This window comes from Streptomyces malaysiensis subsp. samsunensis (assembly GCF_024519315.1).
Classification (GTDB): Bacteria; Actinomycetota; Actinomycetes; order Streptomycetales; family Streptomycetaceae; genus Streptomyces; species Streptomyces malaysiensis.
On record NZ_JANIIC010000123.1, the window covers coordinates 1 to 14,151 of the forward strand.

Annotated in this window: 9 protein-coding genes; 2 read left to right on the forward strand and 7 right to left on the reverse strand. The window is 68.5% G+C overall.

The features are described from left to right. Nucleotides 1-166: 166 nt before the first annotated feature. The 5 genes from qcrB to NQU54_RS46825 all read right to left on the reverse strand — a co-directional run bounded on the left by qcrB (nucleotide 167) and on the right by NQU54_RS46825 (nucleotide 6,809). Nucleotides 167-1,849, reverse strand: a complete 1,683-nt coding sequence (gene qcrB, locus NQU54_RS46805) for a cytochrome bc1 complex cytochrome b subunit (protein WP_257636368.1) — start codon at nucleotides 1,847-1,849, stop codon at nucleotides 167-169. 179 nt (nucleotides 1,850-2,028) lie between these two features. Continuing rightward, nucleotides 2,029-3,435 carry a GH1 family beta-glucosidase gene (locus NQU54_RS46810; RefSeq protein WP_257636369.1) on the reverse strand — a complete coding sequence of 469 codons (1,407 nt, stop codon included), beginning with the start codon at nucleotides 3,433-3,435 and terminating at the stop codon, nucleotides 2,029-2,031. 74 nt (nucleotides 3,436-3,509) lie between these two features. Next, nucleotides 3,510-4,424, reverse strand: coding sequence for a carbohydrate ABC transporter permease (locus NQU54_RS46815; protein WP_087684217.1), 915 nt, complete (start codon nucleotides 4,422-4,424; stop codon nucleotides 3,510-3,512). Nucleotides 4,425-4,441: 17 nt separating this feature from the next. Beyond that, nucleotides 4,442-5,467 carry a carbohydrate ABC transporter permease gene (locus NQU54_RS46820; protein WP_174881955.1) on the reverse strand — a complete coding sequence of 342 codons (1,026 nt, stop codon included), beginning with the start codon at nucleotides 5,465-5,467 and terminating at the stop codon, nucleotides 4,442-4,444. Between the two features lie 7 nt (nucleotides 5,468-5,474). Continuing rightward, nucleotides 5,475-6,809: an extracellular solute-binding protein gene (locus NQU54_RS46825; protein WP_257636370.1), complete on the reverse strand. Its 1,335-nt coding sequence runs from the start codon at nucleotides 6,807-6,809 to the stop codon at nucleotides 5,475-5,477. 284 nt (nucleotides 6,810-7,093) lie between these two features. Here NQU54_RS46825 and NQU54_RS46830 point away from each other — a divergent pair, with 284 nt between their 5' ends. Further along, nucleotides 7,094-8,140, forward strand: a complete 1,047-nt coding sequence (locus tag NQU54_RS46830) for a LacI family DNA-binding transcriptional regulator (RefSeq protein ID WP_257636371.1) — start codon at nucleotides 7,094-7,096, stop codon at nucleotides 8,138-8,140. Nucleotides 8,141-8,337: 197 nt separating this feature from the next. On the opposite strand, the gene NQU54_RS46835 is transcribed toward NQU54_RS46830, so the two are convergent. Together NQU54_RS46835 and NQU54_RS46840 are read right to left on the reverse strand one after the other, a co-directional pair. After that, a complete protein-coding gene (locus NQU54_RS46835) occupies nucleotides 8,338-9,705 on the reverse strand; it encodes a glycoside hydrolase family 6 protein (RefSeq protein WP_306279806.1) in 1,368 nt (455 codons plus the stop codon). Next, entirely contained in the window at nucleotides 9,702-10,877 is a 1,176-nt protein-coding gene (locus NQU54_RS46840) for a glycoside hydrolase family 5 protein (RefSeq protein ID WP_257636372.1), read from the reverse strand. Before NQU54_RS46840 ends, NQU54_RS46835 begins: the two co-directional genes overlap by 4 nt. Before the next feature lie 299 nt (nucleotides 10,878-11,176). Here NQU54_RS46840 and NQU54_RS46845 point away from each other — a divergent pair, with 299 nt between their 5' ends. Continuing rightward, the gene (locus NQU54_RS46845; protein WP_257636373.1) at nucleotides 11,177-14,068 is read left to right on the forward strand and encodes a glycoside hydrolase family 48 protein; all 2,892 of its coding nucleotides are present in this window, start codon (nucleotides 11,177-11,179) and stop codon (nucleotides 14,066-14,068) included. Nucleotides 14,069-14,151: the final 83 nt, after the last annotated feature.

Below are 14,151 nucleotides of genomic sequence, written 5' to 3' on the forward strand. Positions count from 1 at the left end.
CCCCCCCCCCCCACCCCCCCCCCCCCCCCCCCCCCCCCCCCCCCCCCCCCCCCGCCACCCCCCCCCCCCCCCCCCCCCCCCCCCCCCCCCCCCCCCCGGTCCCCCCCCCGACCCCCCCCCCCACCGCCACGCCCCGCCGTTTCCGTCGCCCCGTGGCCGACGGGCCCTAAGGCCGCTGGGGTTCCTCGGCCCGCTCCGCCTCCTCATGCTCCTCGTGCTCCGCCACCTGCTCCTTCGTGGGCTTCGCGATCTGGCCGTTGAGGCCGAAGTAGCTCCGGGACAGCGAGACGCGCAGCCGATCCTTGAAGGGGATCTTGCGGACGACCCCGGCCTCGTCGACCGACGGCGGCAGCTCCAGCGGCTCGTACTGCTCATACGCGCTCAGCGTGTACTTCTCCGCCGGTGTCAGCGGCTCATGCACTTCGAGGTACTCGCCGTGCGGCAGCCGCCGGATGATGCCGGTCTCGCGGCCGTGCAGCAGTCTCTCCCGGTCCTTGCGCTGGAGGCCGAGACAGACCCGCTTGGTGATGATGAAGACCACGACCGGCACCACGAAGAAGCCGATCCGGGCGGCCCAGGTGATCGCGTTGATCGACAGATGGAAGTGGGTCGCGATGAGGTCATTGCCGCCGCCCGCCAGCAGCACCGCGTAGAGGGCGGCCCAGGCGGCGCCGAAGGCGGTGCGGGTCGGGGCGTTGCGCGGGCGCTGGTTCAGATGGTGCTCGCGGTGGTCCCCGGTGATCCACGCCTCCAGGAACGGATAGAGCCAGATGACCAGCAGCACCGTGGGGAAGACCAGGAACGGGATCAGCACCCCGAGCACCAGGGTGTGGCCCCAGAGGTTGATCTCCCAGCCCGGCATCAGCCGGATCAGCCCTTCGGAATAGCCCATGTACCAGTCGGGCTGGGCGTCGGTGGAGACCTGGTCGGGCCGGTAGGGGCCATAGGCCCACACCGGATTGATCTGGGCGATGGCCGACATCAAAGTCGTGACGCCGAAGACCAGGAAGAAGAAACCGCCGGACTTGGCCACATAGATCGGCCACAGGGGCGGCCCCACGATATTCATGTTCTTCTTGCCGGGCCCCGGGTGATGGGTGTGCTTGTGGTAGACGAGCAGGATCATATGGAGCGCCAGCAGTCCGAGCATGATGCCCGGAATCAGCAGTACATGCACGGTGAACAGCCGTGGCACGATCGACTCTCCCGGGAATTGGCCGCCGAAGAAGAAGAACGACAGATAGGTGCCGACGATCGGAATCGACAGGATCGCGCCTTCCATGAAGCGCAGACCGGTGCCGGACAGCAGATCGTCGGGCAGTGAATAGCCCATGAATCCGTCGAACATCCCCAGAATCAGCAGACCGGCGCCGGAGAGCCAGTTGATCTCGCGGGGTTTGCGGAAGACGCCGTTGAAGAACGTCCGCATCATATGGGCGAGCATGCTGGCGATGAAGACGATCGCCGCCCAGTGGTGGACCTGCCGCATCAGCAGTCCGCCGCGCACATCGAAGCTGATGTTCAACGTGGACTCGTACGCCTGCGACATGCGGATGCCGTTCAGCGGTGTCCACCGGCCGTTGTAGACCACCTCGTTCATCGCCGGTTTGAAGAACAGGGTCAGATAGACGCCGGTCAGAATGATGATGACAAATGTATAGAGGGCGATCTCGCCGATCAGGAAGGACCAGTGGTCGGGGAAGACCTTGCGCAGATTGGCCTTGGCCATCTTGAACAGGCCCACCCGGCCGTCGAACCAGCCGGCGAGGGCCTCGCCTTTTCCGGCGGGCGCGCGCCGACCGGATCCCTCATCGCGGAACCTCTGCCGGCGCTCCGGAAATGCTCTCATGTCTCTATGGGTTTACCAGGCATTCCCCCGTGGTGACGGCGCCCTTCCGCCGGGTGGATCAGGGTGTAATCCCTTTGAAGGAAGAAGGCGTCTGCCCGGTTGCGCCCGTGCCCGCGTATCCACTGCCGTCCGCGGCGCCGCCCGCCCCCCAGCGGGCGGCGCCGCGGACGTGGGTCCCGTTACGCCGAGGGGAGCTCTCCGGTGCGAGCCACCTGGGCGTACCAGCGGGCACTGGACTTCGGCACCCGGGTCTGCGTCGGATAGTCGACGTAGACCGCGCCGAAGCGCTTGCTGTAGCCGTACGCCCATTCGAAGTTGTCCATCAGCGACCACAGGAAGTAGCCGCGCAGATCGGCGCCGTCCGCGATGGCCTGGTGGGCGACGGCCAGATGGTCCCGGAGGTAGTCGACCCGCCGCGGGTCGTGGACCGCGCCCTCCGCGTCCGGCTTGTCGTCGAACGCGGCGCCGTTCTCGGTGATGTACAGCGGTACGCCCGGGGCCTCACGGCTGTAGCGCATCAGCAGGTCGTGCAGTCCGGTCGGGTCGATCGTCCAGCCCATCTCGGTGCGCTCGCCCGCGGTCTGGTGGAAGGCCACCTGCTCCGAGCCGGGCCAGGGGGAGTGGGCGCTGGCGCCGTGGCCGTCGTGACGGGCGGGCGAGTCGTCGCTGTCGGTGCCGGCTGATACCAATGACGGTGTGTAGTAGTTGATGCCCAGCGCGTCCAGGGGGTGCTTGATGACGGCCAGATCGCCGTCGCGGACGAACGACCAGTCGGTGATCGAGGCGGTGTCCTTGATCAGGTCGCTGGGGTACGCACCGCGCAGCAGCGGACCGGTGAAGACGCGATTGGCCAGCGCGTCGATACGCCGCTGGGCGTCCAGGTCCTCGGGCTTGTCGGTGAGCGGCCGGACCACGGCCGGGTTGAGGCTGATGGCGAGCTGGGCGCGGGCGGGGAGCGCGGCGCGCAGCGCCTGGGCGCCGAGGCCATGGGCGAGGTTCAGATGGTGGGCGGCGCGCAGCGGGGCCAGCCGCTCGGTGCGGCCCGGGGCGTGCACCCCCGAGCCATAGCCCAGGAAGGCGCTGCACCACGGCTCGTTGAGGGTGGTCCAGAACTCGACGCGGTCGCCGAGCGCCCCCGCCACGATGCCCGCGTACTCGGCGAACCGCTCGGCGGTCTCGCGCTCCGGCCAGCCGCCCGCGTTCTCCAGCTCCTGGGGGAGGTCCCAGTGGTAGAGGGTGAGCACCGGCTGGATGCCCGCGCCCAGCAGCTCGTCCACCAGCGAGCGGTAGAAGTCGAGCCCGCGCTGCACGGCCGGTCCCCGGCCGGTGGGCTGCACCCGTGACCAGGACACCGAGAAGCGGTACGCCCCCAGGTTCAGCTCCGCCATGAGCCGGACGTCCTCGCGGAAGCGGTGGTAGTGATCGACGGCCACATCACCGGTATCGCCGGCGAGCACCCTGCCTGGCGTATGGCTGAAGGTGTCCCAGATGGACGGGGTGCGGCCGTCCTCCTGGGCGGCCCCCTCGACCTGATAGGCGGCCGAGGCAGCGCCCCACAGGAATCCGGGCGGGAAGGTAAGAGACATGGAAGCGCTCCCATTCGAGGTCGTGGGGAGGAGGGGAAACGGGGAGGGAGGACGGAGTGGTGGTCGCGGGCGGCTCAGCCCTTGACCGCGCCCTGCATGATGCCCCCCACAATCTGCTTGCCGAAGAGTACGAAGGCGATCAGCAGCGGCAGGGTGCCCAGCAGCGCCCCCGCCATGATCAGTGACTGATCCGGGGTGTATCCACGGCTGAGACCGGTCAATGCCACCTGCATGGTCGGGTTGCCGTTCTGCGTGAGCGCGATGAACGGCCAGAAGAAGTCGTTCCAGGATTGGACGAAGGTGAGCATCCCCAGCACCGCCATCGCCGGACGCGCCGCCGGGAAGACGACATGCCAGATGATCCGCAGGCTGCTCGCGCCGTCCATCCGCGCCGCCTCGATCAGCTCGGTCGGCAGCGCCTGGGAGAGGTACTGCCGCATGAAGAAGACCCCGAAGGCGCTGACGAGCGTCGGCACGATGACCGCCTGGAGCTGGTCGGTCCACTCCAGCTTGGCCACCATCATGTACAGCGGCACCACGCTGAGCTGGGGCGGCACCATCATCGTCCCGATGGTGAGCATCAGCAGGATGTTCTTGAAGCGGAAGCGCAGCTTCGCGAAGGCGAAGCCGGCGATGGTCGAGAACAGCACGGTCGACGCCGCGACCGTGCCCGCCACCACCGTCGTGTTGAGCAGCGCGGTGCCCATGTGGGCGCCGTTCCACGCCTTGTCCAGATTGTTGAAGAGGTTGCCGCCGAACCACAGGGGAGGAGGTGTCTGGGCCAGCCTGGTGTTGGTGCGGGAGGCGGCGATGGCCGTCCACACCAGCGGGAAGAGCGAGCCGACGGTGAACAGGATCAGCACGGCGTAGGTGATCTTGCCTCCGTGCAGCTGCCTGCCCGCTCGGCCGCGGCCCTTTCCGCCGTGTGGAGCGGTGCGCACGGGAGCCGCCGGATCGCGTGTCCGCCGGGAAGAGACAGTGATGCTCATGGTTCTCCTCGTCTCCCTCACTGGCTCTTTCGCAGCCGTCGCGCGAACAGCGCGTTGGCCGCGGCGATCAGCAGCAGGATCAGGAACATCGTCCAGGCGATGGCGGAGGCCCGGCCGAGGTGCAGATTCACCCAGCCCTGTTCGTACATGTACAGGCCGAGCGTCTGGTACTGGTGATCGGCGCCGCCGGTGGCCGTCCCCGCGGTGTTGAACAGCAGCGGCTCACCGAAGAGCTGGGTGGCCCCGATCGTGGAGACGACGACCGTGAAGAGGATGGTGGGCCGCAGCGACGGGACGGTGACATGCAGGAACTGCTTCCAGCGCGAGGCCCCGTCCAGCGCCGCCGACTCGTACAGATCGTTCGGCACGGCCTGCATGGCGGCCAGGTAGATCAGCGCGTTGTAGCCGGTCCACCGCCAGATGACGATCGTGGAGACCGCGATCTGCGAGGTCCAGGTGCCGTTCTGCCAGTCGATGCCGTCCAGCCCGACCAGCCCCAGCGACCAGTTGACCATGCCGTAGTCACGCCCGAAGAGCAGCGCGAACACCAGCGTGGCGGCAGCGACGGAGGTGGCGTACGGGGTGAGGATCGCCACCCGGAAGAACATCGAGGCGCGCAGCCGGTAGTTGAGCAGATGCGCGATCCCGAGGGCCATCATCAGCTGGGGAACGGTGGAGATCACCCCGATGGTGAAGGTGTTCCGCAGCGCTTTCCAGAAGAACTCGTCTTCCCACAGCCTGGAGAAGTTGTGCCATCCCGCCCACTCCATATGGGTGGGGTCGGTGAGCTCCACTTGGTGCAGCGAGGCCCAGCCCGTGTAGAGCAGGGGAAAGAGGCCGAAGGCGGCGAAGAAGATGAAGAAGGGGGCGACGAAGGCGTACGGGCTCCATCGCACATCCCAGCGGTAGCGGCGGCTGCGCCGGTCGCGGCGCCGCTGCTCGGCCGGGTCGGGCGCCTGCGCGGTCGCGGCGCGCGGGGCCGCGCCCCCCTGCCCTGCGGGGGGCGCGGCCGTATCAGGGGTAAAACCGGAGGTTGCTGTCATATCCGGGTCACTGATCCAGCGCGTTGTCGTTCGTCTTGATCGCGGCCTTCCAGCCCTCGGCGGCGGACTTGCCCTGCTGGTCGACCTGGAGCAGGCCGACATCGACGAAGTTCTGCTTGATGACGGCGTCCTTCGGGCCCAGGACCTGCGTCGGGCTGTCCTTCGCGGCCTCGGAGAAGATCTTGCCGATGGGCGCGTTGTTGAAGTACGGGAGCTTGGCGTCGGCCACCTGGGGCAGGTCGTACGCGGCCTGGGCGCTGGGGAAGCTCGCCTGCTTCTCGAAGAGCTTGGCCTGCTGTTCGGGCGCGGTCAGCCAGGTGGCCAGCTTGACCGCCTCGTCCTTGTTCTTCGCCGCCTGCGGCACGGAGAGGAAGGAGCCGCCCCAGTTGGCGGGCTTGGGGGCGGCGGCGACGTCCCACTTGCCGTTGTACTTGTCCCCGGCGTACTCCTTGATCTGGCCGAGCATCCAGGCCGGGCAGGAGGCGGTGGCGAACTTGCCGTTGGCGAGCGCCTGCTGCCAGGGCTTGGTGAACTCCTGGAGCCCGGCGGAGAGTTTGGACGCGGACGCGTCGGTCGCCAGCTTCCACGCCTTCTTGACGGCCGGGTTGTCCTTGTAGATGGGCTTCCCGCTCTTGTCGTAGTAGACCTCGGAACCGCCGGAGACCGCCGCGTTGAACAGTCCGCCGGCCGAGTCCAGGAACGCGGCTCCGCCCGGCGCCTTCTTCGCGTAGTCCTTGCCGGCGTTGAGGTACTTCTGCCAGTCGCCCGCCCAGAGCTTGGAGACCGCGTCACGGTCGGTCGGGAGCCCGGCCTGCTGGAAGAGGTCCTTGCGGTAGCAGATCGCCATCGGGCCCACGTCCGTGCCGAGGCCGATCGTCTTTCCGTCCTTGGCGGTGGCCTGCGCCCACTTCCAGTCGAGGAAGTTTCCCTTTTTGACGCCGTCCGCCTTCGAAAGATCAACGAACTTGTCGGCCTGGGTGGTGGTGACCTCATTGATGTTGCCGACCTCGACCGCCTGGATGTCGGCGAGCCCGCTGCCCGAGCCGAGGTGGGTCAGCAGCTGCGGGTAGTAGTTCGACGCCGGGTCGATCACATTTTCTTCGATCTTGATATTGGGGTGCAGCTTCGTGTACTCGTCATAGAGCCCGGCCTGCTTGAATCCCATGACGCCGTACGTGCCGACCGTCACGACCGTCTTGCCCTTGCTGTCACCGCCGCCGGACGAGCCGGCGGATCCGTCGTCGCCGTCGTCGGCGCAGCCGCTGAGCAGTCCGGCTCCTAGAGCGGCGACGGCCGCGAGGACCACGGCTCTGCCGCGGTGACTACCAGTGCTCCTGCGCATTCCGTCCTCCTAGCGCCCCGCCCAACGGCTCCGGCCGAAAGGTGGTGATTTGCGACTCTTTGAGATGCATCGAGCCGGGCGGGTATCGTGCGGGTTATGTATGGCTTTATGGCTCAGGTACGGTGGGAGCGCTCCCAGCTGTGATGTGTTGAAGGGTCGCGGCTCTCCGCTGGGGTGTCAAGGGAGTACGCGAAACCAGTTCCCGAAACGACACTGCTGTTGAATGTCCCCGCAGCCCCCCATTTGGGGGGTTGCTGCTGGGTACGGACGGCTGGAGGCGCGATATGGCAGGAACGCGGCGGCATGGCGCGGGGCGGGGACGGCCGACCCTCGAGGAAGTGGCGGCCCGCGCCGGAGTCGGCCGCGGCACCGTCTCCCGGGTGATCAACGGTTCGCCCCGGGTCAGCGACCGCACCCGCACGGCCGTGGAGCAGGCCGTCGCCGAGCTCGGCTATGTGCCGAACCGGGTGGCCCGCGCGCTCGCCGCCAACCGCGCCGACGCCGTCGCCCTGGTCATACCCGAGCCCGAGACCCGGCTCTTCGCCGAGCCGTACTTCTCCGACATCATCCGCGGTGTCGGCGCCGAGCTCGCCGACACCGATCTCCAGCTGCTGCTGACCCTCATCCGCACCCCCAAGGAACGGCAGCGGCTCGCGGACTACCTCTCCGCGCACCGGGTCGACGGGGTGCTGCTGGTCTCCGTGCACGCGGATGATCCGCTTCCGGATCTGCTGGAGCGGATCGAGATGCCCGCGGTGCTCAGCGGGCGCCGCTCGGCGCATGAAACGGTTCCATACGTCGACTCGGACAACACCGGGGGCGCCCAGTCCGCCGTGGAGCACCTCATCGGCCGCGGCCGCTCGACGGTCGCCACCATCACCGGCCCGCTGGACATGTATGTCGCGCAGTGCCGTCTGGAGGGCTACAGCGCCGCGGTCCGGGCGGCGGGCCGGGAGGTGGAGCCCGGGCTGGTGGCCTCCGCGGACTTCACCGAGGAGGGCGGCCGCAGCGCGATGCGCAGGCTGCTCGACCAGCGCCCGGACCTGGACGCGATCTTCGCGGCCTCCGATGTGATGGCCGCGGGCGCCCGCCAGGTGCTGCGCGAGCACGGGCGCGGCGTCCCGGACGATGTCGCGATGGTCGGCTTCGAGGACTCGGCCGTCGCCCGCCATATGGACCCTCCGCTCACCAGCGTCCGGCAGGCCACGGAGGAGATGGGCCGGGCGATGGTGCGGGTGCTGCTGGAGGAGATCGAGGGGCTGTCGGACCGCACCTCCAAACGGCCGCAGGTGGTGCTTCCCACCCAGCTGGTGCGGCGGGAGTCGTCCTGAGGATACGGCCCCCGCCCCGGGGTGTCGGGGTCTTCCGGCCGGAACAGCTCCCGGCGGTGGCCGGGGGAGACCGAGGCGCCCTGGCGGGGGCACCTCCCGGCGGTGGCCGGAGGAGGGCCGAGCCCTGTAAAGAAGGGGCCGGTGGACGCGGAGGAAGGCGTCCACCGGCCCCGGATTTCAGGGGACGGGTCGTGCGGTTACAGCGCCGGGTAGGCGTTCTTCAGCAGCTCCTGGAACTGGGCCGAGAACCAGTGGCCCGACACCGGAGCGTTCGCCAGCGCGCCCGACGGGTTGTTGCCGTTGCGCGGGTTGCCGGTGTACGTCGGGTCGCACATCCGGTCGAAGCCCTTGCCCTCGTCGTTCGGGATCTCCGAGCTCGACCCGTCGGACTCGCCCGGGGGCTTCATCCACACATACGCGTCGATCCCGGAGGCGGGTGCCGTCTTGGGCCGCTCACCGAGCCCGGCGCCGGCCTGGTTGCACCAGTTGCCGATGTGGATGCGGCGGTCGTAGCGCCCGCCGTTGACGTAGGTGTCGACGTCCGTCTTCGCACCGGGGCCGCTGGGCCGGGCCGAGCCGCCCCAGCCGTTGCGGGAGGTGTCGATCAGCGCGCCGATGTTGCTCGGGAAGCCGACGTTGACCAGCTCCTGGCGGAACGCCTGGGCGAAGGAGAGCTCGTCCACGTACTTGTTCCAGTCCACCCACTTCGACTGGCGCACGGTGGTGCCGTTGACCGAGTCGTTGACGGTGAAGTTGTTCTCCTCGAGCGCGCTGTAGTTGGCCGTGTTGACGATGATGCCGGCCACCTTGTCGACCGTGCTGCCCTCGGCCGTCGCCGCCTCCTTGAGCACCTGGGCGGTCGGGTTGAAGTTGTCGTCCCAGCCGATCCAGCCGTGGTGACCGGCGTCCACGTAGTTGTAGACGTTGCCGATGGCACCCAGCTTGTTCAGGGCGTAGCCGACGCCCTTCACATAGTTGCCGTTGGCCTTCATGGTGTCGCACTGCGGGGTCGCGGTGGGGCGGCTGCCGGTGTTGGTGACCAGGTTGGGCAGCGAGTCGATCTCGATCGTGGTGACGATCCGCAGGTTGGAGTTGGCGTACTTCGACTCGGAGAGGATCGACGCGATCGGGTCGATGAACTGCGTCTTGTACTTGTCGATCTCCGTCGGGCCCAGCTCACCGTTGGACGCCAGCGCGGCGCAGTCACGGCCGGGCAGGTCGTAGACCACTAACTGGACGACGGTCGGGCTGCCGCCGGACTGCTGGAGCGCCTGGTCGAGGTGGGTGCGCAGCCCCATCGCGCCGCCGGTGCCGTTGATCGCGGCGATCCGGTCCAGCCAGACGCCGGTCGGCTGGTTGGAGATCTTGCTGCCGCCGGGTTCGGCGGCGGCCTTCGCCGACCAGTCGGGGTTCACATACACCTTGGCGCCCGAGTAGGGGTTGTCGACCTTCGCGGCGGCCGCCCTGCCGCTGTCCCCCTGGGCGGACGCCACGCCGGTCAGCGCCCCCATGGTCAGCGCGGAGGCGGCGAGCAGGGTGCCCGCCATTCGGATTCTGCGGCTCATTGCATTCCCTTCAGGTGATCGCGGAGTCCCACGCCGAAGTTGGTCGGCGTGCCGTTGTAGTCGCTGATCAGGGACGGCCCCGAGGAGCAGTCCCAGGTGTTCCAGGTCCACCCCGGATACGAGGCGCCCTTGGCGTCCAGCCAGGCCATGACCCGGTCGATATAGCCGTGGGAGCAGGTGTTCTCGCCGATCTCCCCCGCCACGAACGGGACCTGGGCGATGACCGGGGCCAGCTGTTCGTCGAAACAGCTCTCGCTGGAACAGGTGTTGAAGTTGTAGGTGTGCCAGGCGGCGGCGAGGTTTCCCGCCGGGTCGTCCGGCCGGTACGTGAGCCACTGGCGCAGATCGCTTGCGTAGGCGAGCCCCGGGATCAGGACCAGATTCCTGGCGCCGGTGGACCGTACGGCGTTCAGCAGGGTTTGTGTCCCGGCGACCCGGAAGTCGATTCCGGGGCAGTCGCCGCCGTCCCGCCAGCATGTCCACGCCGCCGTCGGGTCGGAGGTGGCGCGGTCCGGGAACGGCTCGTTGAACAGATCGAAGACCACGGCCTGGTCGCCTTTGAAGGTCTGGGCGACCGAGGTCCAGAACGCCGGGGTGTACTGCGCGTTCGGCATCGGCTTCTGGCAGGTGGCGTACTCGGTGTCGGGGCAGTGGCTGTCCCCTCCGGTGTATCTGCCGTGGGACCAGTGGAGTTCGACGATGGGTGTGATGCCATTGGCCTCCAGCCGGGCGACGAGTGCCTTGACCGCCGCGATGTAGTTGGCCCCTCCGTAGGCCGCGTCGATATGGGAAAGTCCCAGCCGGCACTCCTCGTTGAGCGGGATCCGGACCGCGTTGACCTTCCAGCCCGCGATGGCCTTGATGGACGAGTCGTCCACGGGGCCGTCGAAGATGCCACGCCCCTGGACGCACATGAACTCACCGCCGGAGCGGTTGACGCCCAGCAGCCGCCGGGTGGCTCCGCTCTCGTCGACGAGCTTGTTGCCCGAGGCGCGGAGCTCCGGTGGTGCGGCGTTGGCGCGGAACGGCTTAGACGGCTGTGCCGACGCGTCGGCCGAAGCGGTCGTGGCCGGGCCGCCCGCCGCCGAGGCGGCGGCGGGCACCAAGGCGGTGCCCGCCACGGATAACACCGCGGCGGCCACCAAGGCATAAAGGCGCGGGGGTGCTCGCATGGAGCGACTCCTCGAGGTCCAAGCGCCGTTCGATACGGCGCAGACTGCTGGAACCGCTCCCACTGGTTGAGGTGACGGTAGCGCTCGACGGGCGCATGTCAACAGACCCCGTTCACGAATTATCGGTCGAAGGTGTCCGACGACCCGGTGTTGTTCAAAGACTTGACACTCCCTCAGGCTGACACGAACCTTGGGAGCGCTCCCACTGGTTCGCACATCCCCCACCACCGCACGAACCGCGAGGAGGTCCCCCGATGCGCGTACAGCGTGGCTCGCCCTTATCCGGGGCACGACGACGAATGAGACGGCTGGTGACCGCCCTCGCCGCCGCGCTCTCGCTCCCGGTGGCCATGACCGCCGCGGGCGGCGCCGCCCCCGCGCACGCCGCCGCCGTCCAGTGCGGGGTCGACTACAAGACCAATGACTGGGGCTCCGGCTTCACCGCCGGTCTCACCATCACCAACCCCGGCGCCGACGCCATCGACGGCTGGACGCTGACCTACGACTACGCCGGAAACCAGAAGTTCGGCAGCGGCTGGAACGGCAGCTGGTCGCAGTCCGGCAAGACCGTCACCGTCACCAACGCCGGGCACAACGCGAAGATCGCGGCCGGCGGCAATGTCACCACCGGCGCCCAGTTCACCTATAGCGGCACCAACGCCGCCCCGACCTCCTTCGCCGTCAACGGAGTGGCCTGCCGTGGCGCCCATCAGCCGCCCATCGCGGTGCTGAGCAGCCCGTCACCCGGCGCCGTCTTCTCCTCCGGCGGCACCGTCCCGATGACGGCCACGGCCGCGGCGGCCGACGGGGCGACGATCACCAAGGTCGAGTTCTACAGCGACACCAAGCTCCTCGGCACCGACACCGCCTCCCCGTACGCCTTCGACTACAAGGACGTCCCGGCGGGCGACTACTCGCTCTATGCCAAGGCGTACGACAGTCAGGGCGCCTCCGCCGAGTCCACCCCCGTCGGCATCCATGTGGCGGCCGGGCCCACGCTGGTGGCCAGCCCCGGTCAGCTCGGGGTGCAGCAGGGCGGGACAGGGACGTTCGGCGTCAAGCTGTCCACCAAGCCGTCCGCGAACGTCACCGTCTCCGTCGCCCGCACCTCGGGCAACACCGGACTGACGATCTCCTCGGGCGCCTCCCTCACCTTCACCCCCACCAACTGGGACACCGCCCAGCAGGTGACCGTGGCCGCCGCCGCCACCGGCACAGGCGCCGCCACCTTCACCGCGACCGCAGCCGGCCACACCAAGGCCGAGGTCACCGTCACCCAGCTGGCCGCATCGAAGGTCTACGACGCCCGCTTCCTTGACCTCTACAACAAGATCACCGCACCCTCGGCGGGCTACTTCTCGCCCGAGGGCGTTCCGTACCACTCGGTGGAGACCCTGATCGTCGAGGCCCCCGACCACGGCCATGAGACGACCTCCGAGGCGTACAGCTATCTGATCTGGCTCCAGGCGATGTACGGCAAGGTCACCGGCGACTGGGCCAAGTTCAACAACGCGTGGGACATCATGGAGAAGTACATGATCCCCACCCATGCGGACCAGCCCACCAACAGCTTCTACGACCCCTCCAAGCCGGCCACCTACGCGCCCGAGTGGGACCAGCCCTCGCAGTACCCCTCCCAGCTCAACGGCAATGTCCCGGTCGGCCAGGACCCCATCGCCGGCGAGCTGAAGAGCGCGTACGGCACCGATGACATCTACGGCATGCACTGGATCCAGGATGTCGACAACGTCTACGGCTACGGCAACGCGCCCGGCAAGTGCGAGGCGGGCCCGAGCGACACCGGCCCGAGCTATGTCAACACCTTCCAGCGCGGCCCGCAGGAGTCGGTCTGGGAGACCGTGACCCAGCCCACCTGCGACAGCTTCAAGTACGGCGGCAAAAACGGCTATCTGGACCTGTTCACCGGCGACGCCGCGTACGCCAAGCAGTGGAAGTTCACCAACGCCCCCGACGCCGACGCCCGTGTCGTCCAGGCCGCCTACTGGGCCTCGGAGTGGGCCAAGGCGCAGGGCAAGGGCGGCCAGATCTCCGGCAACATCGCCAAGGCCGCCAAGATGGGCGACTATCTGCGCTACGCGATGTACGACAAGTACTTCAAGAAGGTCGGCGACTGCGCCGGTGAGACCACCTGCCCGGCGGGCAGCGGCAAGAACAGCTCCCACTACCTGCTGTCCTGGTACTACGCGTGGGGCGGCGCCACCGACACCTCCGCGGGCTGGTCCTGGCGCATCGGCTCCAGCTACGCCCACGGCGGCTACCAGAACCCCATGGCGGCCTGGGCCCTGAGCTCGTACGCCGACCTCAAGCCCAAGTCCGCGACCGGCGCGAGCGACTGGTCCACCAGCCTCAAGCGCCAGCTGGAGTTCTACCGCTGGCTCCAGTCCAGCGAGGGCGCCATCGCGGGCGGCGCCACCAACAGCTGGCAGGGCCGCTACGCCACCCCGCCGTCGGGCAAGTCCACGTTCTACGGCATGTACTACGACGAGAAGCCGGTCTACCACGATCCGCCGTCCAACCAGTGGTTCGGCTTCCAGGCGTGGTCCATGGAGCGCGTCGCGGAGTACTACAACCGCACCGGTGACGCCTCCGCGAAGACGGTCCTGGACAAGTGGGTCAAGTGGGCGCTGTCCGAGACCACCGTCAACCCCGACGGCACGTACCAGATCCCGTCCACCCTCCAGTGGTCCGGCCAGCCCGACACCTGGAACGCCTCCGGCCCCGGTGCCAACGCGAGCCTGCACGTCACCGTCGCCGACTACACCAACGACGTCGGCGTGGCGGCCGCGTACGCCAAGACCCTGTCGTACTACGCCGCCAAGTCCGGCGACACCCAGGCCAGGGACACCGCGAAGGCGCTGCTGGACGGCATGTGGAACAACTACCAGGACGACCTGGGCATCGCCGCCCCCGAGTCCCGCGCCGACTACAACCGCTTCGACGACCCGGTCTACGTGCCCAGCGGGTGGACCGGGACCATGCCGAACGGTGACAAGATCGACTCCAGCTCCACCTTCATGTCGATCCGCTCCTTCTACAAGAACGACCCGGCCTGGTCGAAGGTCGAGGCGTATCTGAAGGGCGGCGCGGTTCCCACCTTCACGTACCACCGGTTCTGGGCACAGGCGGATATCGCGCTGGCGATGGGTTCGTACGCGGACCTCTTCGAATAGCCGGTTCCGGCGTCCGACCGGCGGGGCTCCCGGGCCCGGGGGGCCCGCCCCCCCCGCGCGGTCGGGCCGGGCCCCCCCCCCCC

Excerpts from the sequence above, each read along its gene's own strand:
- qcrB (WP_257636368.1), bottom strand. The coding sequence starts at position 1,849 with ATGAGAGCATTTCCGGAGCGCCGGCAGAGGTTCCGCGATGAGGGATCC.
- NQU54_RS46810 (WP_257636369.1), bottom strand. The coding sequence starts at position 3,435 with ATGTCTCTTACCTTCCCGCCCGGATTCCTGTGGGGCGCTGCCTCGGCC.
- NQU54_RS46815 (WP_087684217.1), bottom strand. The coding sequence starts at position 4,424 with ATGAGCATCACTGTCTCTTCCCGGCGGACACGCGATCCGGCGGCTCCC.
- NQU54_RS46820 (WP_174881955.1), bottom strand. The coding sequence starts at position 5,467 with ATGACAGCAACCTCCGGTTTTACCCCTGATACGGCCGCGCCCCCCGCA.
- NQU54_RS46825 (WP_257636370.1), bottom strand. The coding sequence starts at position 6,809 with ATGCGCAGGAGCACTGGTAGTCACCGCGGCAGAGCCGTGGTCCTCGCG.
- NQU54_RS46830 (WP_257636371.1), top strand. The coding sequence starts at position 7,094 with ATGGCAGGAACGCGGCGGCATGGCGCGGGGCGGGGACGGCCGACCCTC.
- NQU54_RS46835 (WP_306279806.1), bottom strand. The coding sequence starts at position 9,705 with ATGAGCCGCAGAATCCGAATGGCGGGCACCCTGCTCGCCGCCTCCGCG.
- NQU54_RS46840 (WP_257636372.1), bottom strand. The coding sequence starts at position 10,877 with ATGCGAGCACCCCCGCGCCTTTATGCCTTGGTGGCCGCCGCGGTGTTA.
- NQU54_RS46845 (WP_257636373.1), top strand. The coding sequence starts at position 11,177 with ATGAGACGGCTGGTGACCGCCCTCGCCGCCGCGCTCTCGCTCCCGGTG.